General features: G+C 62.5%; 23 protein-coding genes. 9 read left to right on the forward strand and 14 right to left on the reverse strand.

From position 1 onward, the window contains the following. Positions 1 to 20: 20 nt before the first annotated feature. Entirely contained in the window at positions 21 to 1,340 is a 1,320-nt protein-coding gene (locus BBI10_RS12940) for a sensor histidine kinase (protein ID WP_065988909.1), read from the reverse strand. Positions 1,341 to 1,350: 10 nt separating this feature from the next. Here BBI10_RS12940 and BBI10_RS12945 point away from each other — a divergent pair, with 10 nt between their 5' ends. Next, positions 1,351 to 1,584 (forward strand): hypothetical protein, encoded by a 234-nt coding sequence (locus BBI10_RS12945; protein ID WP_065988910.1) that lies wholly within the window; start codon positions 1,351 to 1,353, stop codon positions 1,582 to 1,584. A gap of 53 nt (positions 1,585 to 1,637) precedes the next feature. On the opposite strand, the gene BBI10_RS12950 is transcribed toward BBI10_RS12945, so the two are convergent. Then, the gene (locus BBI10_RS12950) at positions 1,638 to 3,710 is read right to left on the reverse strand and encodes a calcium-binding protein (RefSeq protein WP_065988911.1); all 2,073 of its coding nucleotides are present in this window, start codon (positions 3,708 to 3,710) and stop codon (positions 1,638 to 1,640) included. Positions 3,711 to 4,102: 392 nt separating this feature from the next. Between BBI10_RS12950 and BBI10_RS12955 the strand changes: the two genes are divergently transcribed. The 4 genes from BBI10_RS12955 to BBI10_RS12970 are packed head-to-tail and all read left to right on the forward strand — an operon-like array spanning position 4,103 to position 7,700. Continuing rightward, positions 4,103 to 5,143: an NAD-dependent epimerase gene (locus BBI10_RS12955; protein WP_065989081.1), complete on the forward strand. Its 1,041-nt coding sequence runs from the start codon at positions 4,103 to 4,105 to the stop codon at positions 5,141 to 5,143. Further along, entirely contained in the window at positions 5,143 to 5,901 is a 759-nt protein-coding gene (locus tag BBI10_RS12960; RefSeq protein WP_065989082.1) for a glycosyltransferase family 2 protein, read from the forward strand. The genes BBI10_RS12955 and BBI10_RS12960 overlap by 1 nt, the downstream gene beginning before the upstream one ends. Beyond that, a complete protein-coding gene (locus tag BBI10_RS12965) occupies positions 5,898 to 6,176 on the forward strand; it encodes a lipid-A-disaccharide synthase N-terminal domain-containing protein (protein WP_065988912.1) in 279 nt (92 codons plus the stop codon). The genes BBI10_RS12960 and BBI10_RS12965 overlap by 4 nt, the downstream gene beginning before the upstream one ends. Before the next feature lie 3 nt (positions 6,177 to 6,179). Next, positions 6,180 to 7,700, forward strand: coding sequence for an ArnT family glycosyltransferase (locus BBI10_RS12970; RefSeq protein WP_065988913.1), 1,521 nt, complete (start codon positions 6,180 to 6,182; stop codon positions 7,698 to 7,700). Between the two features lie 56 nt (positions 7,701 to 7,756). Here BBI10_RS12970 and BBI10_RS12975 read toward each other — a convergent pair whose 3' ends face one another. Continuing rightward, positions 7,757 to 8,647, reverse strand: a complete 891-nt coding sequence (locus BBI10_RS12975) for an SDR family oxidoreductase (protein WP_065988914.1) — start codon at positions 8,645 to 8,647, stop codon at positions 7,757 to 7,759. A gap of 99 nt (positions 8,648 to 8,746) precedes the next feature. Here BBI10_RS12975 and BBI10_RS12980 point away from each other — a divergent pair, with 99 nt between their 5' ends. Next, positions 8,747 to 9,640 (forward strand): helix-turn-helix transcriptional regulator, encoded by an 894-nt coding sequence (locus tag BBI10_RS12980; protein ID WP_065988915.1) that lies wholly within the window; start codon positions 8,747 to 8,749, stop codon positions 9,638 to 9,640. A gap of 639 nt (positions 9,641 to 10,279) precedes the next feature. On the opposite strand, the gene BBI10_RS12985 is transcribed toward BBI10_RS12980, so the two are convergent. Then, on the reverse strand, positions 10,280 to 10,480 hold the full coding sequence (locus BBI10_RS12985) for a DUF2986 domain-containing protein (protein ID WP_065988916.1): 201 nt from the start codon (positions 10,478 to 10,480) through the stop codon (positions 10,280 to 10,282). A 164-nt stretch (positions 10,481 to 10,644) separates the two neighbouring features. Here BBI10_RS12985 and BBI10_RS12990 point away from each other — a divergent pair, with 164 nt between their 5' ends. Beyond that, positions 10,645 to 11,271, forward strand: coding sequence for a pyridoxamine 5'-phosphate oxidase family protein (locus BBI10_RS12990; RefSeq protein WP_065988917.1), 627 nt, complete (start codon positions 10,645 to 10,647; stop codon positions 11,269 to 11,271). 108 nt (positions 11,272 to 11,379) lie between these two features. Continuing rightward, positions 11,380 to 12,288 (forward strand): LysR family transcriptional regulator, encoded by a 909-nt coding sequence (locus tag BBI10_RS12995; RefSeq protein WP_065988918.1) that lies wholly within the window; start codon positions 11,380 to 11,382, stop codon positions 12,286 to 12,288. Here the strand turns inward: BBI10_RS12995 and BBI10_RS13000 are convergent. The 10 genes from BBI10_RS13000 to BBI10_RS13045 form a co-directional block, all read right to left on the reverse strand. Beyond that, the gene (locus BBI10_RS13000; protein ID WP_065988919.1) at positions 12,274 to 13,020 is read right to left on the reverse strand and encodes a substrate-binding domain-containing protein; all 747 of its coding nucleotides are present in this window, start codon (positions 13,018 to 13,020) and stop codon (positions 12,274 to 12,276) included. The genes BBI10_RS12995 and BBI10_RS13000 overlap by 15 nt on opposite strands. Before the next feature lie 41 nt (positions 13,021 to 13,061). Then, positions 13,062 to 14,360, reverse strand: coding sequence for an MFS transporter (locus BBI10_RS13005; RefSeq protein ID WP_065988920.1), 1,299 nt, complete (start codon positions 14,358 to 14,360; stop codon positions 13,062 to 13,064). 191 nt (positions 14,361 to 14,551) lie between these two features. Then, positions 14,552 to 15,427 (reverse strand): hypothetical protein, encoded by an 876-nt coding sequence (locus BBI10_RS13010; protein ID WP_065988921.1) that lies wholly within the window; start codon positions 15,425 to 15,427, stop codon positions 14,552 to 14,554. 73 nt (positions 15,428 to 15,500) lie between these two features. Next, positions 15,501 to 15,749, reverse strand: a complete 249-nt coding sequence (locus BBI10_RS13015) for a hypothetical protein (RefSeq protein WP_065988922.1) — start codon at positions 15,747 to 15,749, stop codon at positions 15,501 to 15,503. Positions 15,750 to 15,781: 32 nt separating this feature from the next. Then, a complete protein-coding gene (locus tag BBI10_RS13020) occupies positions 15,782 to 16,576 on the reverse strand; it encodes an NYN domain-containing protein (RefSeq protein ID WP_065988923.1) in 795 nt (264 codons plus the stop codon). Between the two features lie 119 nt (positions 16,577 to 16,695). Further along, the gene (locus BBI10_RS13025; protein ID WP_065988924.1) at positions 16,696 to 17,625 is read right to left on the reverse strand and encodes a 2-hydroxyacid dehydrogenase; all 930 of its coding nucleotides are present in this window, start codon (positions 17,623 to 17,625) and stop codon (positions 16,696 to 16,698) included. Next, on the reverse strand, positions 17,606 to 18,970 hold the full coding sequence (locus BBI10_RS13030) for an MFS transporter (protein WP_065988925.1): 1,365 nt from the start codon (positions 18,968 to 18,970) through the stop codon (positions 17,606 to 17,608). The genes BBI10_RS13025 and BBI10_RS13030 overlap by 20 nt, the downstream gene beginning before the upstream one ends. A gap of 337 nt (positions 18,971 to 19,307) precedes the next feature. Continuing rightward, positions 19,308 to 19,757 (reverse strand): thiol-disulfide oxidoreductase DCC family protein, encoded by a 450-nt coding sequence (locus BBI10_RS13035; protein ID WP_065988926.1) that lies wholly within the window; start codon positions 19,755 to 19,757, stop codon positions 19,308 to 19,310. Further along, positions 19,754 to 20,749 carry an aldo/keto reductase gene (locus BBI10_RS13040; protein ID WP_065988927.1) on the reverse strand — a complete coding sequence of 332 codons (996 nt, stop codon included), beginning with the start codon at positions 20,747 to 20,749 and terminating at the stop codon, positions 19,754 to 19,756. Before BBI10_RS13040 ends, BBI10_RS13035 begins: the two co-directional genes overlap by 4 nt. Positions 20,750 to 20,815: 66 nt before the next feature. After that, on the reverse strand, positions 20,816 to 22,462 hold the full coding sequence (locus BBI10_RS13045) for a methyl-accepting chemotaxis protein (protein ID WP_432213749.1): 1,647 nt from the start codon (positions 22,460 to 22,462) through the stop codon (positions 20,816 to 20,818). A 265-nt stretch (positions 22,463 to 22,727) separates the two neighbouring features. Between BBI10_RS13045 and BBI10_RS13050 the strand changes: the two genes are divergently transcribed. Beyond that, positions 22,728 to 23,639 (forward strand): LysR family transcriptional regulator, encoded by a 912-nt coding sequence (locus BBI10_RS13050; RefSeq protein ID WP_065988929.1) that lies wholly within the window; start codon positions 22,728 to 22,730, stop codon positions 23,637 to 23,639. The last annotated feature ends 65 nt before the right edge of the window (positions 23,640 to 23,704 follow it).

Genomic DNA, 23,704 nt, shown 5'->3' on the forward strand with positions numbered 1-23,704 from the left:
ACGTTCAGTTCAGCGAATCATCAGACGGCTTGAACCGCTTCCGACGTCGCAATACAGCCCAGGATTCTCAGATACAGACTCACCGTCGTACCCGCTCCCGGAGCCGTTTCGATGCGCGCGTCACCGCCCGACTTGATCGCAAAATCCTTTGCCTGCGCCAACCCCAGCCCCGTGCCCTGGCCGGTCGCCTTGGTCGTGAAAAGAGGCTCGAACACGCGGCCTGCTATTTCAGGGGCCATGCCGGGACCGTTGTCCCGTACGCTCACGACCAGGTAGTCGCCCTGTTGCAGCGATAAATCATCCTCCACATGCACCCAGCGCGTGGACAGATGCACCTGACCGCTACCCTTCAGGGCATCACGTGCATTGGCCAGCAGGTTCATGACGACCGCATGGAGTTGAGCTTCCAGACAGAGAACGCCCCAGCCCCATTCGGCGAGATCGAACGTGAGGTCGATGGTTTCGCTCATCGAGTGACGCATCAGCGACTGCGCACCGTGAAGGCGAGCGGTCACATCGATGCAGATCAGTTCAGGCCCGTCACCGCGCACGCTGGTCATCAAATAGCCGATCAACTGCCGACCTTGTTCAACGGCTTGCAGTCCGGTTTCGGCGAAGCGCTCCACGTCTACTGGCCGTCGGGAGCGCAGGCGGATCAATTGAAACGCAGCGCTCACGCTCTGCAGCAAATTATTGAAGTCATGGGCGATGCTCGCCGTCAGCATTCCCAGGGATGAAATGCCCCTCGAGCTATCCAGCAGCGGGGTGACTTCGTTCTGGTTCTGCTCGGCGTGTTTGAATTGGTCCTGAAGTTGCGTCAGTTGCTTCGCGCGCTGTGTGCTCAGCCAGCGGGCCTCGAGCAAGGCAGCGGCCTGCCGTGCCAGTGCCTGCAAGGCAAGGGAATGGCGTTCGCTCAGTTGCCGGGGTTGTGTGTCGATCACGCAGACAGTGCCCAGCGCCGCGCCGCTGTCCGTGACAATGGGCGCACCGGCGTAGAAACGAATATAGGGAGGACCGAGCACCAGCGGGCTGGAAGCGAAGCGAGGGTCAACGGCCGCATCTTCGACGACCAGCACCTGCGCGGGGTCCAGGATCGCGTGGCCGCAGAACGCCAGATCCCGGTGGGTTTCCTGCACCTCAAGGCCTATGCAGGCTTTGAACCACTGACGATCCCGATCGACCAGCGACACCAGCGCAATGGGCGCGTCGCACAAAGTGGTCGCCAATAGAACAATGTCGTCGAATGCCTTCTCGTTGGCACTGTCCAGCACGTCCAGGTGTTCGAGCGAGAGGACACGCTCTTCCTCGTTGAAAGGAAAGGGGGCGGGATGGTGGGCCATCGATAAACCGGTGCTGGAAAAAGTAGTCCGGCATCATGCGCTGTGCCCCGTGCTACCGCAAGGGCGGAGGCCTGTTGATGCCGAACTGGGGAAAGAAAACGACCCGCTGTCTGCTGTGCAACTCGTCGAGGCCTCGAAAGCGATCGACGCCTACGGCGCGCTGTTGGACGAGTCAGCCAAGGCGGCACCGATGCGGATCTTGAGGTCCTATAACGAGTTGGTCGATGCAGGTCACCGGCTCTAAGCGTTGGAAGAGGGGAACGCGCATCAGCCGTTCCCCTCGATGCACCCAGCCTGTCAGCCGAGGGCAACCTCGCTGGTCATGCCCACCAGGGTCACTTCCTCGGCCTGCGCAAAGATCATTTCAGTATTGCCCAAGTCCTGGGTCCAGTCGCCGGTGAGGGCGATTTCGAACCGATGGCCCTGAGCGTCCGCTTCCACATCCTTCAGGTAGGTGCGGTCCAGATCGTGGTTATAGACCATCTTCAGCGTCGTCCCGGTGCCGTCTCCGAAACCCGTGTAGCCCAATGCCGACACGTCGATTTTGTCGTTGTTGTTGGCGAACCGGTCAATCAGGTCCACGAAGCTCTGGGTGTCGGTGCGGTAGCTGTCAGTGGCTGCCGTGTAACGGAACACGTCAGCGTCATTGATGCCGTTGCGGCCGTAGACCGAAAGGTTCGGGTCGTCGCCGCCGCTCAACAGGTCGGCACCCGCGCCGCCGATAATCACATCCGAGCCTCTGCCACCATCGATGCGGTCGTTACCGGCCAGGCCGTAGATGACCTCCGACATGGCGCTCCCCGTGATCACGTCCCTTCCAGCCGTTCCTTCGACGGTGGGGGCGGTGAACACCAGATTGGTGCTGTTCAATTGCCCTGTCAGGTTGCCTTCGAACGCCAGTTCAAAGCGCTGCCCGTCAGCGTTGGCATCGAAACTTTTCAGGTAGGTGCGGGTGCCCTCAGCGTTGGCCTGGATGGCCAGCGTGCCATTGTGGCCGTCGCCAATGCCGGTGAAGCCCAATGCAATCAGGTCTACACGGTCCTGGGAAGCGTCGAAGTCCAGAATCCGGTCACTACCGGTTTCCGTAGCGGTACGGTAGCTGTCGCTGATCTGGCTGAAGCGGAAAATGTCTGCGCCGGTCCCGCCTGCCAGCACGTCACGGCCACCCCCGCCTTGCAGCAGATCGTCACCGCCCAGACCGCGGATGATCTCGGCCGTGTCGTTGCCAAGCAAGTGATTGGCCTCGCTGGAGCCATCCACATGGAATTGACCGTCCTGGCTGCCAAAGGTGGTGTCCAGGCTGCCATCGGCGTTCAGTCGAGTGATGACGTCGCCGGCGATCAGGATTTTGCCATCGGGCTGAACAACCACAGAGTGGGCATAGTTCTTCTCGCCTTGAGGCACCCGAATCGTGAGCTTGCCATCGTCGCTAAAGGAAGTGTCGAAGGAACCATCGGCATTCAGCCGCAGTACGTTGAAGGCGTTGTTGTCATTGCTCTCGCCGGCAATGATGATCTTGCCATCGGCTTGCACGGTTATCGCAGAACGGTAGTCCAGCCCCAGCGCGGTATCGAAGTACACCACGCCGTCCACGCCAAACGCGGTATCCAGGTTGCCGTCGGCTGCAAGTCGCTGAACGGCATAAACCGGATCGCCCGGGTCGTGGGGGCCGTCGGAACCCACGTACAGCCAACTGCCGAGCAATACGCTGCCGTCGGGCTGCACAACGGTGGCGATATTGCCGGTGCCGTAACGTCCGGCAGGGTTGAGGATAAGCGCGCCTTCGGTACCGAAATCCTCTGCCGGAGCCCCGCTGCTGTCCAGCTTGAGCACCACTGCTTGCGAGGTGCCGCGAGCGCTGACGTACACCGAACCGTCGGCTGTGGCGTAAATCGCCATTCCATCGGTGCTGATCGGTACATCAAGTGCTGCGGCGCCGCCTTTGCCGAACGTGGTGTCCAGGGTGCCATCCACGTTGAAGCGTTCGACTTTCAAACCGCCAGGCCCGGGCTGCGCCGACAGGACTTTGCCGTCGGCCTGGACCGCCATCACGTAGTAAGCCTCGTCTTCCGGATCCAGGCTGGCGGGCACGAGGGCAATCCCGTCCTGGCCGAAACTGTTGTCCAGGCTGCCGTCGCTGTTGAGGCGCACCGACGTGAAGCTGCCTCGCGTGCCATAGCTTTCATCGCCGGGGGAGCCCGGATAACCAATGGCGGTCTGGAAGCTTTCGCCGCCGACGATGATCTTGCCGTCAGGCTGGAGAATGACGCTCCAGGTTTGATCGCCCCCCGTGGAGGGGTCCACCTGCACGGTCCCCGGGCCGGTTCTTACGGTGTAATCGATGGTGGGCTTGCGGTCGGTTGAAGCCATGACATTGTCCTTTTGACATGGAACTTGATGGGAATGACGCTCTCGAGTTGACCGTATGGGCGTCAATAAATGCGAACGAGGCTGCCTGTCGGCGACAAAAAGCCGTCAGGGCTGCGCTAGAGCCGATGGCCCAACGGCTCTGGACTTCGCTCGGTCAACGTCTCGATCGCTTCACGCGATGTGCCGCTCACCCCATTCACATTGCTTAAATATTGCTGTGACACAGTTTCATGTCGCTTGATCAAGCATCCGACAGCGTCAGACAGCCATCCCGGTGATCACGGGCGGTGGGCTGGCTCTGTAAAAAGGACTCATGAAATGAATGTCACGGTCTCATGCGCAGGATACGCAGCACTTACCCAGGCTCGATGCCGCCCCTGGGCGATAGCGCAATGACGGTTCTGATCACAGGGGTGGCTGGGTTTATCGGCTTTCACATGGCCAGAAAACTGTGCCGCCAGGGCGTTCACGTGGTGGGCATCGACAACCTCAACGATTACTACAGCGTTGACCTCAAGCGTGCCCGGCTCGCACAGCTTGAACACCTCCCAGGCTTTCACTTTCAGCAAATCGACATCATCGACCAAGGCGCATTGCGTGGCCTTTTCAGCGCGTACGGCTTCAGCGAGGTGATTCATCTTGCGGCGCAGGCGGGGGTTCGCTATTCCATCGACAACCCGGCCGTGTACGCCGATGCCAACCTAGTCGGGTTTCTCAATGTCCTTGAAGCCTGCCGGGCCTACCCGGTAAAGCACCTCGTTTATGCGTCGAGCAGCTCGGTGTACGGCGCCAACACCAAGATGCCGTTCGCGGTGGAAGACGCGGTTGAGCAGCCCGTTTCCCTGTATGCCGCGACCAAGCGCGCCAACGAGCTCATGGCCTACAGCTATTCCCATCTGTACCGGATTCCGGCGACAGGCCTGCGGTTTTTCACCGTGTACGGTCCCTGGGGACGGCCGGATATGGCGCTGTTCAAATTCACCCAGGCCATCCTCAACGGCGAGCCCATCGATATCTACAACGACGGCGAGATGGCGCGGGATTTCACCTACATCGACGACATCACGGAGTCGATGAGCCGGCTGCTGCCCGGACCGCCGCCGCTCGTGGACGGGATCGCCCCGTGTCAGCTGTTCAACATCGGGCGAGGCGCGCCGGTGAAGCTTCTGGACTTCATTCACTGCCTGGAGTCGGCGCTGGGGATTCAGGCCAAGCGCAACTATCTGCCACTTCAGCCGGGGGACGTGCTGCAGACCTGGGCCGATGTGTCCGGCTTGGCGAAATGGATCGACTTCAGCCCCCAGGCAGGGGTGGAGCAGGGCGTCGCCGAATTCGTGCGCTGGTATTGCGATTTCTACCCCGGCAAACAGGGCCAACCGGCCAGACAGGCACAACCGGCCAGACAATCAAAACAAGCGACGCGGTGGGCGTGATGAGTGAATCGGTGTTCGTGTCGGTGTTGATCCCGGCAAAAAATGAGGCGCAGAACCTGCCTTCATTGCTCAATGAAGTACGCGCCGCGCTGGCCGGGGAGCGCTATGAGGTGTGGGTGGTCGACGACGGCAGCACCGACGACACGCTGCGTGTGCTGCAGCAGATCAAGGCCGAAGGCTTCGAACCCCTTCGGATCCTGCACCACGATGTTTCCCTCGGGCAGAGCACGTCGATCTGGCATGCCGCACACGCCGCGCGCGGTGAGTGGCTGGCAACGCTGGACGGCGACGGCCAGAACGACCCTGCCGATTTGCCCGGCATGCTGGCGCTGGTGCGCGATGCAGGGCAGGGCAACGACCAGAACCCACTTGAGCCACTGACCTTGGTGGCCGGGCACCGCGTCAACCGGCGAGACACTGCGAGCAAGCGCTGGGCGTCCCGTTTCGCCAATGCCTTGCGCAGCCGCCTGCTCAAGGACGCCACGCCGGACACAGGCTGCGGGCTGAAGCTGATCCATCGAGCGGCGTTTCTGCGACTGCCTTATTTCGATCACATGCACCGCTTCATCCCCGCGTTGATCCAGCGCCATCATGGCCGAATGATCGTTCATCCGGTTCACCACCGGCACCGACAGGCCGGCGTTTCCAACTACGGCAATCTGGACCGGGCGCTGGTCGGCATCCTCGACCTGTTCGGCGTCTGGTGGCTGGTGCGCCGCACGCGACTCAATACCCGGCCCGAGGAGATGAACGGATGAATTTCACCCGCGAAGCGCTTTGGCTCACGGTGGGCTTTCTCGGCCAGGCGGTCTTCACCGGCCGTTTCGTCTTGCAGTGGCTGTACAGCGAAATCAAGAAACGCAGCGTGATTCCGGTGGGCTTCTGGTACCTGAGCATGCTTGGCAGCGCATTGCTGCTGATCTACGCCATCTACCGGGAAGACCCGGTGTTCATCATCGGCCAGTCATTTGGCTTCGTGGTTTACCTGCGCAACCTGCAGCTGATTGCCAAACACAAAGACCTGAAGGAATAGCCGGTGGGACGTGTTCATTCTCCCGCGTGGCAATGCCTGGCGCTGGTGGTGCTGTCGCTGCTGCTGGTCGGCGCCGGCTTTGGCATCAGGCAGCCGCTGAATGTCGACGAAGAACGTTTTCTGGGCGTCGCACTGGAAATGCTCCACAGCGGCAGCTGGCTGATCCCCCATCGGGCCGGGGAAATCTATGGTGACAAGCCGCCGTTGTTCATGTGGACAGTGGCGCTTTTCACCTGGCTGACCGGTTCGCCTTCGCTGGCACTCTTCATCCCGGGCCTGCTCTCGGCGGCGACCGCCACGGCGGTGTTGTACGATTTGGGCCGGCGCCTCTGGTGCCGCAGGGTGGGGCGCATTGCCGCGCTGCTGTTTCTGGCGACTTACCAGACCTACAGCATCCTGCGCACCGGCCAGATCGACAGCTTCCTGTGCCTGTGGGTCGCGCTGGGCTTCTACGGCACGGTTCGGCATCTTCTGCTGGGGCCGGCGTGGGGCTGGTTCTACCTGGGGTGTCTGGCGATGGGCCTGGGGATCATCAGCAAGGGGGTCGGTTTTCTGCCGGCGCTGATGCTGGTGCCCTACGGCTACGCCGTGCGCAAGCGATGGCCGGGTGTGGCGGTCATGCCGGGGCAGGGGCTTCGCTGGGCGACCGGTTTTCTGCTGGTGCTGGCCGGGTGTGCGGTCTGGGTTGTCCCGCTGCTTGCCACGGTCTGGCTCAAGGGTGGCGCTGACGAGGTGGCGTACCTGAAGGAGATCCTGTTTCACCAGACCGGTGGCCGCTACGCGTCGGCGTGGGATCACCGCGAACCGTTTTGGTATTTCCTGACCGTCATCCCGCAGTATTGGCTGCCATTGGTGCTGGCCCTGCCGTGGCTGGTTCCCGCCTGGCGTCGCCAACTGCAAAAGCGCGACGCCCGAATACTGCTGTTGCTGGGTTGGGTGGTCCTGGTGGTGCTGTTTTTCTGCCTGAGCACCGGCAAGCGCAAAATCTACATCTTCCCGGCGTTACCCGGCCTGGTGCTGGCCGCCGCGCCGCTGATTCCGTGGCTGCTGCGACGCTGGTTTGGCGATCGCCCGAAAGCCCGCGCCGTGTTTGGCGTGGCGGTGGTGACCTGGTTTTGCCTGTGGTTCGCCCGTGGCTTCGTCGAGCCTTACACCGACGGGCCTAATCCCCACAAGGCCCTCATGGTCGAAGCGGACCGGCTGACTGACGGCGCCGAACTGGTGTTGGTCGGCTGGCGAGAAGGGCATTGGCTTTTCGCGCGCCAGCCGGTGGTGCATTTCGGGTTTGCCGATCAATCCGCCGTCGGGCACGCCGCGCTCTGGTTGCGCACCCATCCATCCGCCTTTGCCCTGGTGCCCGCCGCCGAGGTTGAGCGCTGTTTTGTAGCGGCCAAGGCTCGCCAGTTGGGGTCAACGTCGAGGGCCGAGTGGTTGATCGTCGGGCCCGACGCGGATGATGGTCGCTGCCAGCCGCCGGCGCCTGTTCGCGCTTATCGCTTCTCCTGGGGTTCTGACGCGTTGTAGCCCGTGGCGCGCACGGGCCTTTCGTTAGACGCGGCAGCTCTGTCTCCACGAATCATTCACCGCTGCTGAAAACACCCTTTGAGATCCTCGATCAGCCCCGGCCCGGTCGGCACCCAGTCCAACCGTTCGCGGGTTTTGTTGCTATGGCTCGCCATGTCTCGCCCGACAAAGCTCGACAGCCAGCCGAACCTTGCCATCGCCTCGTCCGCCGGCACCGACGCAACGGGCAGGCCAAGGCCTTCGCCCAGGGTTTGGGCAATGAGGCGGAATGGGATGTGGCTTTCGGCGGTTGCATGATAGCGAGCGCCGGGCTGGTATTTTTCCAGCGCGAGACGATACAGCTGGGCAGTGTCTGAAATGTGCGCGGCGGACCAGTGATTCAGACCTTCATCGACGTAAGCCGAGACGCCTGTCTGCCGCGCGTGTCTGATGAGTTCGGTGGCCAAGCCCTGTTTGGCCGTGTCGTGGATTTGCGACAGGCGCATCACCACGACGTTGAGGCCGCGTTGTAAAAGCGCCTCTGCGGCCAGTTCCGAGGCGGCCCGGGGGTTGGGATGCTCGGGATTGAAATGATCCTCATCGGCAGGCTCGCCCGGTGCCGACGAGCCCATCGGCGTCGCCGAAGTGATCAGCAGCGGGCGTTGCGAGCCGTTCAGCGCCTCGCCCAGCGCGGCAATGGCACAGGCGTCTTTCTGGCAGTTGTCAATGAAGTGGGCGAAGTCGTGATCGAACGCGGTGTGAATGACCGCGTCGCACAAATCAGCGCCCCGTCTGAGGCTGGCGAGGTCTTCAAGGGTGCCGCGACAGGGTTCGGCACCGATGGCCCGCAGTGCGTCGGCGCCGGCCTGGGAACGCGTCATCCCCATCACCTGATGACCTGCGGTGAGTAATTCCCGAGCAACCCGGGAACCGATAAAACCTGTGGAGCCGGTAAGAAATACGCGCATTGCTGAAAACTCCTTTTGCTGAAGCCGGCAGGATGCGCGTAACGTTTATCCGCTTAAAAGACGTGACGTTATCAGGGTATACGAACTAACAGGATCATCATGGCCAACCCGTCTGTTCATTTGCTGGGCACGTATCTGAAGGATTGCCGGGCGCGTCTGGATCCGGCCAGTTTCGGTTTTTCCGGCCGACGACGTACGCCGGGTTTGCGCCGGGAAGAAGTCGCGCAGCGCGCCAATATCAGCGCGACCTGGTACACGTGGCTGGAGCAGGGGCGGGGCGGTGCACCCTCGGCCCAAGTGCTGAACCGGATTGCCGAAAGTCTGTTGATGACCGCACCCGAGCGCGAGCACGTGTTCATGCTCGCCTTCGGCCATCCGCCGGAAGTGGTCTACAGCGCGCCTGACGGGGTGACGCCGCGCTTGCAACGCGTCCTCGATACCCTGGCGTTCAGCCCCGCGTTTATCAAGACGGCGACGTGGGACGTGCTGGCTTGGAACACCGCAGCGGCGGCGGTCTTCACCGACTACAGCCTGCTGCCGGTTGGGCAGCGGAACATCTTGCGCCTGATGTTCTGCAACCCGCGCGCCCAGGCCCGGCAGGCAGACTGGAACGCTGTCGCGCGTTTCATCGTCGCGGCGTTTCGGGGGGACGCGACCCGCGCCGGTGCTGCTTCCGAGGTCACCCAGTTGGCTGAAGAACTGTGCACCCTGAGCCCCGAGTTTGCGGCGCTGTGGCAGGACAACGACGTGCGGCTTCAGGGCGAAGGCACCAAGCGCCTGCGCCACGATCCCCACGGAGTCATTGAGCTGGAATACTCCAATTTTGCGGTGGACGGACGACTGGACCTGTCGATGATCGTGTATAGCCCGGTCACCGCCGCCGATGCCGATCGTGTACGGGCGGTGATCGAAGACGCTGCCCGGCTAAAGCCGGCGCTTTCCGTGGGACCGGCTTTAGCCGGGAAGGCGTCGGCAGTCGCACTGCAAAATTGATGGCGTACGCACTGGCCTCTTCCCGGCTGAAGCCGGTCCTACTATGAAACCGCGTGCTCCCTGTAGGACCGGCTTTAGCCGGGAAGGCGTCGGCAGTCGCACTGCAAAATTGATGGCGTACGCACTGGCCTCTTCCTGGCTGAAGCCGGTCCCACTGACACCGTGCGCTTTCCGTGGGACCGGCTTTAGCCGGGAAAGCGTCGGCAGTCGCACTGCAAAATTGATGGCGTACGCACTGGCCTCTTCCCGGGTGAAGCCGGTCCTACTGACACCGCGCGCCCCCGTAGGACCGGCTTTAGCCGGGAAGGCGTCGGCAATCACGCTGCAAAATTGAGGGCGTCGCCGCTGGCCTGTTCCCGGCTGAAGCCGGTCCTACTGACACCGCGCGCTTTCCGTGGGACCGGCTTTAGCCGGGAAAGCGTCGGCAGTCGCACTGCAAAATTGATGGCGTACGCACTGGCCTCTTCCCGGCTGAAGCCGGTCCTACTGACACCGCGCGCTTTCTGTGGGACCGGCTTTAGCCGGGAAGGCGTCGGCAATCACGCTGCAAAATTGAGGGCGTCGCCGCTGGCCTGTTCCCGGCTGAAGCCGGTCCTACAACGGGAAGGCGTCGGCAGTGGCGCTGCAAACTGAGGGCGTTCAAACCGGCTCGGAAGGGCTGGCCGCTCCAGGCGCGGATTCGGTCGTGGGATCTGAAGCGGCTTCAGCATTCGCCTCCGCCGCCAGCTTCAACCGGTCGGCCTTGCTGATGTATATGTCTTTGTTCTTCGGCGCCAGTTTGGCACTTGCCTTTTTTGCGTTGGCTTTGAGTATCTGGTTGAGTTTCTTGCGACGGTTCATGCCTGTTTACCCGGTGTGCAGATGCTGGACGGTGAAAAGGCAGGCAGTGAATCAGATCGCCGGTCAATCTGCCACACGCGTCTGGCACTATTGCCCCGAACGGGCATGAAACGTCACAGCATGCTGAACCTGTCCAGCCACGAAGAAATTGTAGAGAGCCCACAATGGACCTTGAAGACAGCTCATACCTGACCACCGTACAGGCACTGGAAGCGGTGTATGGCCCGATCGCGCCGCCGTCCCTGGTCAAGGAAGTCGACCACATCCACCCGGTCTACCGGTCGTTCATCGAAGCGGCGTCCTTCGTGATCCTCGCCTCGTCGGGCGCTGGCGGCCTGGATGCTTCGCCGCGGGGCGATCAGCCGGGCTTCGTGCACATCGAAGACAGCAAAACGCTGTATCTGCCGGACCGGCGCGGCAACAACCGCATCGACACCCTGCGTAACATCGTCGAAGACCCGCGCGTCGCACTGCTGTTTCTCGTCCCGGGCGTCGGCGAAACCCTGCGCGTCAACGGCACGGCGCAGATATCCATCTCACCGAAGCTGCTGGAGCGTTTTGCCGTGGACGGGAAGCCGCCGAAATCGGTGCTGCGCATCACCGTCACCAGCGTCTATTTCCAGTGCAGCCGAGCGGTAATCAGGGCAGGGCTGTGGGATGCGTCAAAGCAGGTGCCGCGCAGCGCGTTGCCGACAGCGGGGCAGATTCTCAAAGAGGTGTCCCAGGCGGCCATCGACGGCGAGGCGTATGACAAGGCGCTGCCGGGCCGAATCGCCGACACGCTTTACTAAGTCATTCCGTCGAGCCCGGGGCGAGCCGCGCGACTTGCCCCGGGATAGCTCGTCGACAGGTTCCGCTTTACCATTGATGCCCGTCTACGATCAAAGCGACGACATGCCGTGAACATCCACTTCGACCTCAATGACCTCCAGGCTTTTCGCGCGGTGGTTGAAAAGCAGGGCTTTCGCCGGGCGGCCGAGTCCATCCGCATCACCCAGTCGGCGCTGAGCCGTCGCATCGAAAAGCTTGAGTCCGCCCTGGGGGTCAAACTGTTTGAGCGGACCACGCGAAAGGTCTCGCTGACCAACGTCGGGCGGGCGTTCTTGCCACAGGTCGAACGGCTACTGGATGACCTGGACCTGGCCCTGCTCAGCATCGGCGATGGCGGCGCCAACCGCAGGGGCACCCTGACCGTGGCCTGCGTGCCGTCTGCGGCGTACTACTTCCTGCCCCATGCGATCCGCAGCTTTCACGCGCAATACCCGCTGATCAACATCAGACTGATCGACGTGTCGGCCAATGAAGTGAGCGCGGCGGTGGCGTCCGGCGAAGCCGATTTCGGGGTGAGTTTCACCGGCAACCTGGCGCCGGAAATCGAGTTCAGTCCGCTGCTCGAAGAGCACTACGTCGTTGCCTGCCGCCGCGACCATCCGCTGTCCACCCTCGACACCGTCACCTGGGCTCAGGCGTGTGAGCACGAGTGCATTACGCTGGATAAATCTTCGGGCAATCGCCTGGTGCTGGATCGCGCGCTTTCCGGATTGCAGCCGGGCAGGAACAGCGTTTGCGAAGCGCGGCACGTGACCACGGTGCTGGGGCTGGTCGAGGCGGGGCTGGGCATTGCGGTGGTTCCGTCCATTGCCATGCCAATCTCCGCCCACCCGATTCTGGCGAAAGTGAGGCTGGTGGAGCCGGAGGTGGTCAGGCAGATGGGAGTGCTAAAACGCCGCGGACGCACATTGACGCCCGCGGCACTGGAACTGGAGCAGCGAATTCGCGCGCTGCCCGGGACGTTACCGCGGGACTGAGTCCAGGCCGGTTTCGCGGATGCTGGCCTGCGCGTCGGGGGACGACAGGAACTTGAGCAGTGCCTTCGCTTCCACGGGGTGATCGGCATTTTTCGGAATGCCGGCGGCATAGCGGGTCACCGACTGCACGTCTTCCGGAATCTTGCCGACGAAGGTTACGCCCGGGATCGGCAACAATTCTGCGACCTGCTGGAAGCCGAGCTGGTAGTCACCCTTGGCCACGACGGAGGCCACCGGAATGCGCTCGATCATCTTGCTTTTGGGCGCCATCTGCGGCTGAACGCCGAGCTTCATGAAGAGCTCTTTCTCGATGTAGACGCCGCTTGCGCTGTCTGAATAAGCCACTGACTTGGCCGCCAGCAAGGTCTGTTTCAGCTCGGCATCGGTGCCGATGGCCGGTTTGTCGGCGCCGGCCTTCACCACCATGCCGATGCGCGAGTCCGCCAGTTCCACACGCGAGCCGGCGTCGACCTTGCCCTGTTTGATCAAGTCATCCAGGGCGTAGCCCACCATGATCACCACATCGGCGTGCTCGCCGCGACTCAACCGGTTGGGGATGGCTTCCGCCGCTTTACCCATCGACGGGCCGAGCACGGTTTTCAGCGTATTGCCGCTGTGCTCGGCGTACTCCGGCCCGAGGTGCTGATAGGCCGCAGTAAAGCCGCCCGAGGTCATGACGGTCAGCTCTTCGGCGTGCGCAAGATTGCCGTAGGCGCAGCTGGTCAGCGCCATAACGCAGAGGGGTTTAAGTAAAGAATTCATGACAGGGTCCTTCAAGCAGTGGCGAGTGACTGAGTGGCGAGACGGCGGTACAGCACCAGCGTCGCGGTAAAAGCGCACAGGGCGGCGAAGATCATCCAGTAAGCCGGCGCTGCCTTATCCCCGGTCAGGTGAATGAGCCAGGTCGAAACCGCCGGCGTGAAGCCACCGAAGATCGCTGTCGCCAGGCTGTAGGCGAGGGAGAAACCCGCGACGCGCACCTCGACGGGCATCATTTCGGTGAGCGCCGGAATCATCGCGCCGTTGTAAATACCGTAGAGAAACGAGAACCACAGCAGCACTTCGAGCATGTGGGCAAAGGTCGGCGCCTGGGCCAGGAATGACAGCGCCGGATACGCCGTGACCAGCGTCAGCAATGACATCGCCAGCAGCAGCGGCTTGCGTCCCAGTCGGTCACTCAGGGCGCCGCCGATGGGCAGCCACAAGAAGTTCGAGACCCCCACCAGCAGGGTCACGATCAGGGCGTCACTGGTGCTGAGCTGCAGCACCGAGCGGCCGAAGGTCGGTGCGTACACGGTGATCATGTAAAAGGCGGTGGTCGTCATTGCCACCATCAGCATGCCGAGGATCACCACACTGGCGTTGCCGAGGAGGGTGGCGAACACCTCCTTCATCGTCGGGCGGTGTTTGCGCGTGGTGAATTCTGCGGTTTCTTCAAGGCTGCGGCGCAGCAGGAAAATGAACGGGATGATCAGGCAGCCGACGGCAAACGGAATGCGCCAGCCCCACGCCGACAGTTCGGCCGGGGCAAGCCATTGATTGAGCCCGTAACCCAGGGCGGCGGCGACGACGATGGCCACCTGCTGACTGGCCGATTGCCAACTGGCGTAGAAACCCTTGCGCCCCGGCGTTGCCATTTCGGCGAGGTAGACGGACACGCCGCCCATCTCTGCGCCGGCGGAGAATCCCTGCAGCAGCCGTCCGAGCAAGACCAGCGCCGGTGCCCAGAGGCCGATCGTGGCATAACCCGGCACCAGGACAATCAGCAACGTGCCGCTGGCCATGATCGCCAGCGTCACGATCAGGCCGCGACGGCGGCCGACATCATCGATGTACGCGCCCAGCAGCACGGCGCCCAGGGGTCGCATCAGGAAGCCTGCACCGAACACAGCGAAGGTCATCATCAACGAGGCGAATTCGTTGCTGGCGGGGAAGAAGGCGGAGGCGATCTGGGTGGCGTAGAAGCCGAAGAGGAAGAAGTCGAACTGTTCAAGAAAGTTTCCGGAGGTGACCCGGAAGACCATTCCTGCCCTGGACTTCCCGGAGGAGGTCTGGCTTGGCGGCTGATGCATGTTGTTCTCCAGCGTTTTTTTTGAGTTTGTAAGCGCTTGTAACTGGAGATTCTGTGGCAATTTTCAGACGACGATAATCGTTATTTTTTCATCCTTTGATGCATGGATCAGATCAATCGAAAGGCGGTAGCGTTTCCCGACAGGCCATGGAAACGTCGGCAGCCGTGAGCCACGGCCGCCAACAGAAACCGCTAGCTGGCTTGGGTGCCTTTGAGCATCAGCGCCTTCACGTCCGGCTGAACCTGATTCACCGCGCCGAGGTACTCGATCAACTCGGCCGCCCGACTGCCGCGCAATCCGGCGGTGGTCAGGGACTTGTCGCGCACGTAGGTGTAGAGCCCGGAGACGGCGAACGTCTTGAGCTGGGCGATGTGCTTCGACTGCTCAGGCAAGGTGTTCTGGAACGCGTCACTCTGGAAGAAACGACGACGCGCCAGTGGCGAGGTGAACGCGATTTCCAGCACGGCCAATTCGGCACGCGCCGGGTTGGCGAAGTGCGCGACGTTGGGCGCAGGTGGGTGCTGGCCGTCGTTTTCGAAGGGGTCGCACAGGTGCAGACAAACCTTGACCACGTCGTCGGCCGCCGCCAGCAGCGGCCCCAGGTCTGACTTCAGGTACGCGTGCAGCTGCGCCAGGGTCTCCCGCGGGCTGAAGTGGATGTGAATCCGGTCAAAGGTGTCGGTGCCGTTGAACCGCTCATCCGCCAGCGCGTTGGTCAGGGTCAGCGAGCCGTCATGCAGGGCGTAGGCCAGAGTTTCGTCGAACATGTTCTGCTCGTCCGAGAACAGGATCGGGCTGGCCTCCTGAAACAGCTTCTGGTCAGCGGCGGACTCGAAACCGATCTCCACGCCACCGTCCAGTTCGTAATCCTGGATCTCGCTGATGCCATCGGCCAGCGGCCACAGGTGCGCATCCTGCTGCCGGGAAAAGTGGTGCTGGATGTACAAGCCAAGGCCCGGAAGCCGCGAGCACAGCGGGCCGTGGACGTCACGCCAGTAATGAGCGAATACGTCGTGGGGCACGCGCTCTCGGCGTTTGACGGTCGTGTAGCTGTTGATCTCGATCATGGGGCACCTGTCAGTCGGGAAATGTTCAGTCGTAGTGATCGGATGCAGGTGCCGCCGCAGGGTTCAACGCGTTTTACCGGACGTCATCGCTCGCCGCCTGGGTGACGCGAATGTCCGTCAGCCCGAGCTGGCTGGCCTGTTCGATGATTTCATCCGGTTCGGCATCGGCATTGGGCATGATCAGGCTGTTTTCGCTGTCGCCGAAATGCAGCTCAAGCAGGTGCATCGCGGCGTCGGACGCTGACAACGCTGGCAGATTCAGCTCGAAGCGATGGGTGCGGGGTTGGTCTTTGAAGCGATAGTCAACTGAGAAAACAAGCATGGAGGGCTCCATAAATGAAACAGGCTGATGGGTTATTTACCGTTTTGTCTGTGCCGGACGTACATCACCGCCGTGCCACTGGACGCGGGTCTGGCCTGCAGCTCGAAGGCTTGCGGGTAGCCCTTGATCAGGTCGCTGAGCTTTCTGTACCCATGGGTGCGCGGGTCGAATTCCGGTCGCAGCTTGGTGATGTTGGTGCCCAGGGCGCCTAGCTGCACCCAGCCGTCTTCGTCGGCAATGTCGTCGAGGATTTTCGCGATGAAACTGATGGGCGCTTTGGGACGCTTCTGGGTGTCCGCGGCCGCGGGTTTTGCCACGTCCGACTGCGCGGGCGCGTCGAGCGGCTGCTCTGTGCTGGCGGCAGCGATGACCTCTTCGCGGAGCAGTTCGATGTAGATGAATTTGTCGCAGGCCGCCACGAACGGCCGGGGCGTTTTCTCTTCTCCGAAGCCAATCACGGTCAGGCCTTCTTCGCGCAGTCGCGAGGCCAGGCGGGTGAAGTCGCTGTCACTGGAGACCAGGCAAAAGCCGTCGAAGCGCCGCGTGTACAGCAGGTCCATGGCGTCGATGATCAGCGAGCTGTCGGTGGCGTTCTTGCCTTTGGTGTAGGCGAATTGCTGGATAGGCTGGATCGAGTGATCCAGCAGGACCTTTTTCCAGCCGCCGAGCTGCGGCCCGGTCCAGTCGCCGTAGATGCGCTTGACGCTGGCGACGCCATATTTGGCGATTTCTTCGAACAGACCTTCGACGATGGCGGCGGGGGCGTTGTCCGCATCAATGAGAACGGCGAGGTGCTTTTGTGCGTGGCTGGAGGGGTGCGTGGCCATGGATCTTCCTTGGCAGGGGAAAGCCACACCATACCTCCAAATCCTCACTGCCAACAGGCAACGAATTCCGTCTTCTGCGACTCGGTTCTTTCATTCAGCCAGGCGCAGGCAGCATCGGCTTATTCCGGCACGGGCGTGGGCAAGTCTGCGCCGCTGTGCCAGGCATGGAGGTTGGCCATGACCAGATCGGACATCGCCTGCCGGGTGTCCCAGGTGGCGCTGGCCATGTGCGGGGTGAGCAAGGCGTTGTCCAGATCCACAAGCGCAGCGATGGGGTGCGGCTCGTCTTCGTAGACGTCCAGCGCCGCGCCGGCCAGACGACCCTCGGCGAGGACCCGGGCGAGGGCGGTTTCATCGACCACGCTGCCACGGCCGACGTTGATCAGATAGCCCTTGGGGCCCAGCGCCTCCAGCACCTTGGCGTCCACCAGATGATGGGTGCTGGCGCCGCCGCCGACTGCGACGACGAGAAAATCCACCGCGCCGGCCAGTTCCAGCGCTGACGGGTAATAGGTGTATGCCACGTCCTGAGGACGGCGACCGGTGTAGGCGATCGACATATCGAAGCCCTGGGCGCGGCGAGCGATGGCGGCGCCAATGCGACCGAGGCCAATGATGCCCAGGCGCGCCCGGCTGACCTTGCGGCTGAAGGCGATAGGCCCGTTTGCCCAGGCGCCCGAGCGGGTGAAACGGTCGGCGACGCGAAGGTTGCGCGCGATGCCCAGCATCAAGGCCATGGCAAAATCCGCCACGTCCTCGGTGAGCACATCGGGGGTGTGGGTGACGCGGATGCCACGCTCCCGCGCTGCCGTCACGTCGACGCCGTCGTAGCCCACGCCAAACACAACGATGACTTCCAGCTCAGGGAGGCTGTCGATCAACTGACGGCTGACCGTGGATTCGCCATTGGCGACCATGGCGCGGATGTCGGCGGTCAATTCGCCGACGCCGGTGCCGTTTTGATCGGCGTCCACCACGTCGTAGGTCGCGTTCAGCGCGTCATCGAGCATGGCCGGCAACCGGGCGATTTTAAGGAGCCTTGGCTTCATTTAAACCTCTTGGGACAGGAGCAGCAGCGGGGGGAGTTGCGCGGGCGGTGACAGGTGCAGCACGGGGCGAACGGGCCAGGAACAGTCCCAGCACACCGCCGGCCAACAAGGCTGCAGAGACCAGCAGCAGGGCGTAGTCGTAGCTTTGCGTGGCGTCCTTTATCCAGCCCATGACGGGCGGCAGGCCAAGGCCGGCGATGTTGGCGATGGAGTTGATCAGTGCGATGGACGCCGCGGCCGCAGCGCCCGACAGGTATTCGGTGGTGGTCGCCCAGAACACCGGCGTGGCGGCCCAGTTCAGACCGACCGCCAGCACCAGCAAGGCGTACGCCAGCCACGGGTTGCTGGTCCACACCGCCAGCGCCAGCAGCACCCCGGCGGCCATCAGCGGCAGCGCCAAGTGCCAGCCGCGCTCGCCCTTGCGGTCGGAATGGGTGCCATTGAAGTACATGAACACGCAGGCGAACAGGAAGGGCAGCGCGGACATGACGCTGACGGTGAACGATTCCTGGCCGGACACCGATTTGACGATCAGCGGCAGGAACAGCGTGATGCCGATGGTGCCGAACGCCTGCAACAGCCAGAACAGGCTCAGCAGCCAGACCTGACGGCTGCGGAATGCGGTCTGCCAGGCGGCGTGGTGGGAGATCGGCGAGTTCGCTTGCTCGGCCGCGATGGTGCGGCTCAGCCAGTCTTTCTGATCGTCTTGCAGCCAGTGGGTGGTCTGCGGCGAGTCCGGCAGGTAGCGCAACACGACAATCCCGAGGATCACCGCCGGCAGGCCCTCCAGCAGAAACAGCCAGCGCCAGCCACTCACACCGAAATACCCGTCCAGGTGCAGAAACGCGCCCGACAGCGGCAGGCCGATCACCGACGCCAGCGCGGCGCCAATGTAGAAGAACGACATGGCTTTGGCCCGATCGGTCTTCGGGTACCACTGCGACAGGTAGTAAATGATCCCCGGCGTGAAACCGGCCTCCGCGGCGCCCAGCAACAGGCGCATGCCGTACAGCTGATTGGCGCTCTGCACAAACGCCATGCCCGCCGCGACGATGCCCCAGGTGATCATGATCCGCGCAATCCAGCGCCGCGCGCCGACCCGCGTGAGGATGACGCTGCTGGGGACTTCGAGAAGGATGTACGTCAGAAAGAACAGGCCTACGCCGATGCCATACATGCGAGCGGTCAGGCCCAGCTCGGCATTCATCTGCAACGCGGCGACGGAAATGTTCGACTTGTCGATGTACGCGACCATGTACAGCAGCATCAGGAAGGGGATCAACTTGAGGTTGAGGCGCTTCATGGTGCTAGCGTGCAGGCCCGAATCCAGAGATGGCGTGGGCATGGGACTTCCTGTTGTTTTTATAGTGGCTATGAGGAGCGAACAGGTTTCACCATAGACGACCTATTCTGAGATCTCAATATGTGATTGTCTGTCCCATATAGTGGAACTTTTCGGTATGGGACTAACTAGACCTCTAGAGCCATGCCCAAGACATGTGGGAGTGAGCTTGCTCACGAAGGGGCCGGGACATTTGGCGACTTTGTGTGGGGAATGAAAATAAGCCTTCGCGGGCAAGTTCGCTCCCACGGGATCGCGGAACGGCCTGAGATTTCGAGCCATGCGCACGACATGTGGGAGTGAGCTTGCTCACGAAGACGGCATTTCAGCCGCTGAAGAGTTAGCGGTCGTTGAGGGCGTTCTGGCTCAAGAAACGGCCGGGATGATCCGCGGCAGGCAAGCGACAGGCGTCATAACGGCCAAACAGTTTGTAGCGGTTCAGCGCGATCTTGTCGTACAGCCAGTCCCGCAAAACCCTTGGGAAAACCCGCGCGATGAGCAGCCAGTGCCATCGGGCGGGGAGGTGGGCGAGGATCTTGAACATTGCGTCCGAGCGGACGTAAAAACGGTCATTCTCCACCAGCACGATGGTGTTGAACTGATCCTGGGGCAACCCCGCCCATTTCAGCAGCGCCTGACCCTCGGGCGACTGCACCGCCGCGAGCGTCAGCCGCTGCTCGTGGTCCTGGCTGATGATGAAGGTCGCCCAGCCATTGCACAGCTTGCAGGTGCCGTCGAACAGCACGACGGCCCGGCCGGTGGCAAGCCCGGAATTGCCGTTGGGCTTCACGCGAAGCCCGTCACGGCGTGGGGAACGTAGGGCGCTTCAAGGCGTTTTACCTCATCATCGCTGAGCATCAGATCCAGCGCCGCGATCGCATCGTCCAGATGGTGCGGCTTGGAGGCGCCGACGATCGGTGCCGACACGCCACGCTGGGCCAACACCCACGCCAACGCGACTTGCGCCATGGGCACGCCGCGCTCGCTGGCAATCTGCTCGACCACATCGATGACGCGGCCATCTTCGGCTTCCGTTGCCTCGTAAAACGACTGGCCGGAGATGTCGGTCTTGGTGCGTTCAGTCTGCTGGCCGTGGGGCCGGGTGAGCCTGCCGCGGGCCATCGGGCTCCACGGCATCAGGCCGACGCCCTGATCCAGGCACAGCGGAATCATCTCGCGCTGTTCTTCGCGATACACCAGATTCAGGTAGTTCTGCATCGACACAAAGCGGCTCCAGCCATGGGCCGTCGCCACCTGCTGAGCCTTGGCGAACTGCCAGGCGAACATCGACGACGCGCCGATGTAACGCGCCTTGCCGGCCCGCACCACGTCATTCAGCGCTTCCATGGTTTCTTCGATGGGGGTGTGATAATCCCAGCGATGAATCTGGTACAGGTCGACGTAGTCGGTGCCCAGCCGCGTCAGGCTGGCGTCGATGTTGGCCATGATGGCTTTCCTCGACAGTCCCTGTTCGTTGGGCCGCTTGGAGCCTTCCCACATGTTGGCCGGAAAAAACACCTTGGTCGCGATGACGGTTTCTTCGCGACGGGTGAATTCTTTCAACAGCTTGCCGACGATGACTTCCGAGGTGCCTGCCGAATAGCTGTTGGCCGTGTCGAAGAAGTTGATGCCTTGCTCGACCGCGTGCTTGATGATCGGCCGGCTGGCGTTCTCATCCAGCGTCCACGGGTGCGTGCCGGCGTCTGGCTCGCCAAACGTCATGCACCCCAGGCACAGCCTCGACACGTCCAGTCCCGTGGAACCCAGCTTCACAAACTTCATGCTTTACCTCCGAAATCGTCTGATGCCGCAAACAGGCGGCTCAGTGGTGCGATTCCGTCGGTGCCATTAAGTTCTGAATTGCATCACCAGACCGTTCAGGCCCACCGCCAGTTGCGACAGCTCGTTGCTCGCCGCCGAGGTCTGATGGGCGCCGGCAGAGGTCTGCAGCGACAGGTCACGGATGCTGGTCAGGTTGCGATCGACTTCCCGCGCGACCTGGGCCTGTTGTTCCGTGGCCGTGGCGATACTGACGTTGCGCTCATTGATCAACACGATGGCGGTTTTGATGTCGGCGAGGGCACGACCAGCGGCACCGGCGACGTCCAGGCTGACCCGGGCGCGCTCGCTGCTCTGACCCATGGCGGTGACCGCCTTGTGGGTGCCGCCCTGAATCGAGTCGATCATCTTTTCGATCTCGGCGGTGGACTGCTGGGTGCGGTGCGCCAGGGCGCGGACTTCGTCGGCCACCACCGCGAAACCACGTCCGGCTTCGCCTGCACGGGCGGCTTCGATGGCCGCGTTGAGGGCGAGCAGGTTGGTCTGGTCGGCGATGCCGCGAATCACGTCCAGCACGCCGCTGATGTTCTGCACTTGGCCGGCCAGCCCATTGATTTCGTCCGCGGTGCTGCCGACCGAGTCGTGCAGCGCGTTGATCGCCGAAATGGTCTCGTTGACCCGCAGGCGGCCCTGTTCCGCCGAGTCGCTGGAATCCCGCGCGGCCGTCGAGGCCAGGGAGGCGTTGTGGGCGACTTCTTCCACCGCCGCGCTCATCTGATTGATGGCCGTGGCGGCCTGATTGATTTCGTCGTTCTGACGCTGAACCCCGCGCAGGGATTCTTCGGTCACGGCGGTCATTTCTTCCGAGGTCGACGCCAGCTGATTGGACGAGTGGCCCAGCTCCGAAAGCGTGTGGCGCAGGTTCTGCTGCATCACCGACAGCGCTTGCAGCAGGCGGCCCGGCTCGTCGGAACCGTCCACTTGAATCGGCTTGCTCAGGTCATTGGCAGCGATGTTTTCCGCGACGGCCAGGGCTTTGGCGATCGGCGCGACCAGGCTGCGGGTGAACAGTGCCGCCAGAGCAAGGGTGGCGACCAGAGCGACCACGATGGCGGCGATGATGACCTCGCGGGCCTGGGCGTAACTTTCATTTGCCGCGACATTTGAGTCCTGCATTTTCTGGTTGCCGAGGTCGGCGATGGTCGCGATGTCTCTGGCGAGTGCGTCTGCCGCGCGGGTCTGTTCCCCGGACGGCTCGGTCAGCGAGGCGACAACGTCATCACGCTTCTGCGCCACGGCGTCGAGAAAACGCGCGTGCACGGCGAGGTAGGCCTGCATGTCGCGCTCCATCTGCGCGTAGGCACTCAAACCACGCTCACTGATCAAGAGGGTTTTCAGGCGTTTGGTATCGCGCTCGAGGTCAGCGCGGCCCTGGCTAACGCGTTTCATGGCCGAGTCGGTGCTGGCGGCGCTCTGGGCAGCGCGCAGGCTGGTGTTGCCGAGGCGGATGGTCAGCAGATCATTTTTGATATCGGCGATGGCGAGGAGGGTGGGGAGTACGTTGTCCTGCAGTGCGTCCCGGGCATCTTTGAGCTTGGACGATTGCATCAGTGAGAACAGTCCGACGGCGGAGATCAACACGGCGAAAAAGCCGAAGCAGATCAGGGAGCGGGGAGCGATGTTGAGGCGTCTGAGGTTCATGTCGGGGCTGTCCATAAAAATAGAAATCACCGGTATATCGACCTGAATCGGTTCAGCTTGATAGTGGATTACTACTGGCACACCACGGATCCCTGGTAGGACTGGTTTTAGCCGCGAAGGCGTCGGACGTCACACCGCAAAATGGATGGCGAACGTGCTGGCCACTTCCCGGCTAAAACCAGTCCTACAGACGACGCGAGCATCCATTAGGACCGGCTTCAGCCATCCCCGTCCGACAACCCGTGTATTCTTTCGGCCGGACCTTGATCGAGTACGTCCCATGCTCCACAAAAACCTCATCCGTCGTCTCGACCTGATCACCCTGAAGCTGTTCGTGGCGGTGTACGAAGAAGGCACGCTGACCCGGGCGGCGGCGCGCGAGGCGATTGCCGTGTCGGCCGCCAGCAAGCGGCTGATGGAGCTGGAAGAAGTGCTCGGCATCGGCCTGTTCCTGCGCAATGCCAAGGGCATGCTGTTGACGGCCGCCGGCGAGACCATGCTGCACCATGCCCGGCGCATGCTCTCCGATCTGGAAAAAATGGGCCTTGAACTCGACGAGCACCTCCAGGGCATGCGCGGTTATGTGCGCATGCTGGCCAACCTCTCGGCCATCATTCAGTTCTTGCCGGAAGACCTGCACGCCTTTGTCGCCAGCCATGAGCTGGTCAAAGTCGATCTTGAAGAGCGGCCCAGCAACGGCGTCGTGCAGGGACTGGTCGACGGTGTCGCGGACATCGGCATCTGCTCTGAAGACACCGATGTTCAGGGGCTCCACAGCGCACCGTATCGCCGCGACGAACTGGTCGTTGTGATGCGTGACGATCACCCGCTCGCCGGGCTGCAGCAGGTGGCCTTCGAAGACACCCTCGGCAGCGACTACATCGGTCTGCACGCCGCCAGCTCCATCAACATGCGCACCCAGAACGCTGCGCGCGCCCACGGCCGACCGCTGCGGGTGCGCATTCATGTGCCGGGCTTCGACGCCATGTGCCGGATGGTCCAGGCCGACATGGGCATCGGCGTGCTGCCGCGCAAGGCGTTCGACCTGCTCGGCCCGTCCCTGGGCCTCAAGGCCGTGGGCCTGAGCGATGCCTGGGCCCGGCGCACACTGATTCTGGTGGTCCGCGACACCGCGGCGCTGTCGCCGGTCAGCCAGTTGCTGTTCGAGCACCTGCACAGCCACGACCGCTAAGCCTTCGCGTTTCGCGAACGGTCGTTGCCAACTGACGGTTGGATTTGCTGAACCGCGTTCCTCTA

The organism is Pseudomonas graminis, from assembly GCF_001705435.1.
Classification (GTDB): domain Bacteria; phylum Pseudomonadota; class Gammaproteobacteria; order Pseudomonadales; family Pseudomonadaceae; genus Aquipseudomonas; species Aquipseudomonas graminis_B.

Excerpts from the sequence above, each read along its gene's own strand:
- BBI10_RS12940 (WP_065988909.1), bottom strand. The coding sequence starts at position 1,340 with ATGGCCCACCATCCCGCCCCCTTTCCTTTCAACGAGGAAGAGCGTGTC.
- BBI10_RS12950 (WP_065988911.1), bottom strand. The coding sequence starts at position 3,710 with ATGGCTTCAACCGACCGCAAGCCCACCATCGATTACACCGTAAGAACC.
- BBI10_RS12955 (WP_065989081.1), top strand. The coding sequence starts at position 4,103 with ATGACGGTTCTGATCACAGGGGTGGCTGGGTTTATCGGCTTTCACATG.
- BBI10_RS12960 (WP_065989082.1), top strand. The coding sequence starts at position 5,143 with ATGAGTGAATCGGTGTTCGTGTCGGTGTTGATCCCGGCAAAAAATGAG.
- BBI10_RS12965 (WP_065988912.1), top strand. The coding sequence starts at position 5,898 with ATGAATTTCACCCGCGAAGCGCTTTGGCTCACGGTGGGCTTTCTCGGC.
- BBI10_RS12975 (WP_065988914.1), bottom strand. The coding sequence starts at position 8,647 with ATGCGCGTATTTCTTACCGGCTCCACAGGTTTTATCGGTTCCCGGGTT.
- BBI10_RS12980 (WP_065988915.1), top strand. The coding sequence starts at position 8,747 with ATGGCCAACCCGTCTGTTCATTTGCTGGGCACGTATCTGAAGGATTGC.
- BBI10_RS12985 (WP_065988916.1), bottom strand. The coding sequence starts at position 10,480 with ATGAACCGTCGCAAGAAACTCAACCAGATACTCAAAGCCAACGCAAAA.
- BBI10_RS12990 (WP_065988917.1), top strand. The coding sequence starts at position 10,645 with ATGGACCTTGAAGACAGCTCATACCTGACCACCGTACAGGCACTGGAA.
- BBI10_RS13000 (WP_065988919.1), bottom strand. The coding sequence starts at position 13,020 with ATGGCGCTGACCAGCTGCGCCTACGGCAATCTTGCGCACGCCGAAGAG.
- BBI10_RS13005 (WP_065988920.1), bottom strand. The coding sequence starts at position 14,360 with ATGCATCAGCCGCCAAGCCAGACCTCCTCCGGGAAGTCCAGGGCAGGA.
- BBI10_RS13010 (WP_065988921.1), bottom strand. The coding sequence starts at position 15,427 with ATGATCGAGATCAACAGCTACACGACCGTCAAACGCCGAGAGCGCGTG.
- BBI10_RS13015 (WP_065988922.1), bottom strand. The coding sequence starts at position 15,749 with ATGCTTGTTTTCTCAGTTGACTATCGCTTCAAAGACCAACCCCGCACC.
- BBI10_RS13020 (WP_065988923.1), bottom strand. The coding sequence starts at position 16,576 with ATGGCCACGCACCCCTCCAGCCACGCACAAAAGCACCTCGCCGTTCTC.
- BBI10_RS13025 (WP_065988924.1), bottom strand. The coding sequence starts at position 17,625 with ATGAAGCCAAGGCTCCTTAAAATCGCCCGGTTGCCGGCCATGCTCGAT.
- BBI10_RS13030 (WP_065988925.1), bottom strand. The coding sequence starts at position 18,970 with ATGCCCACGCCATCTCTGGATTCGGGCCTGCACGCTAGCACCATGAAG.
- BBI10_RS13040 (WP_065988927.1), bottom strand. The coding sequence starts at position 20,749 with ATGAAGTTTGTGAAGCTGGGTTCCACGGGACTGGACGTGTCGAGGCTG.
- BBI10_RS13045 (WP_432213749.1), bottom strand. The coding sequence starts at position 22,462 with ATGGACAGCCCCGACATGAACCTCAGACGCCTCAACATCGCTCCCCGC.
- BBI10_RS13050 (WP_065988929.1), top strand. The coding sequence starts at position 22,728 with ATGCTCCACAAAAACCTCATCCGTCGTCTCGACCTGATCACCCTGAAG.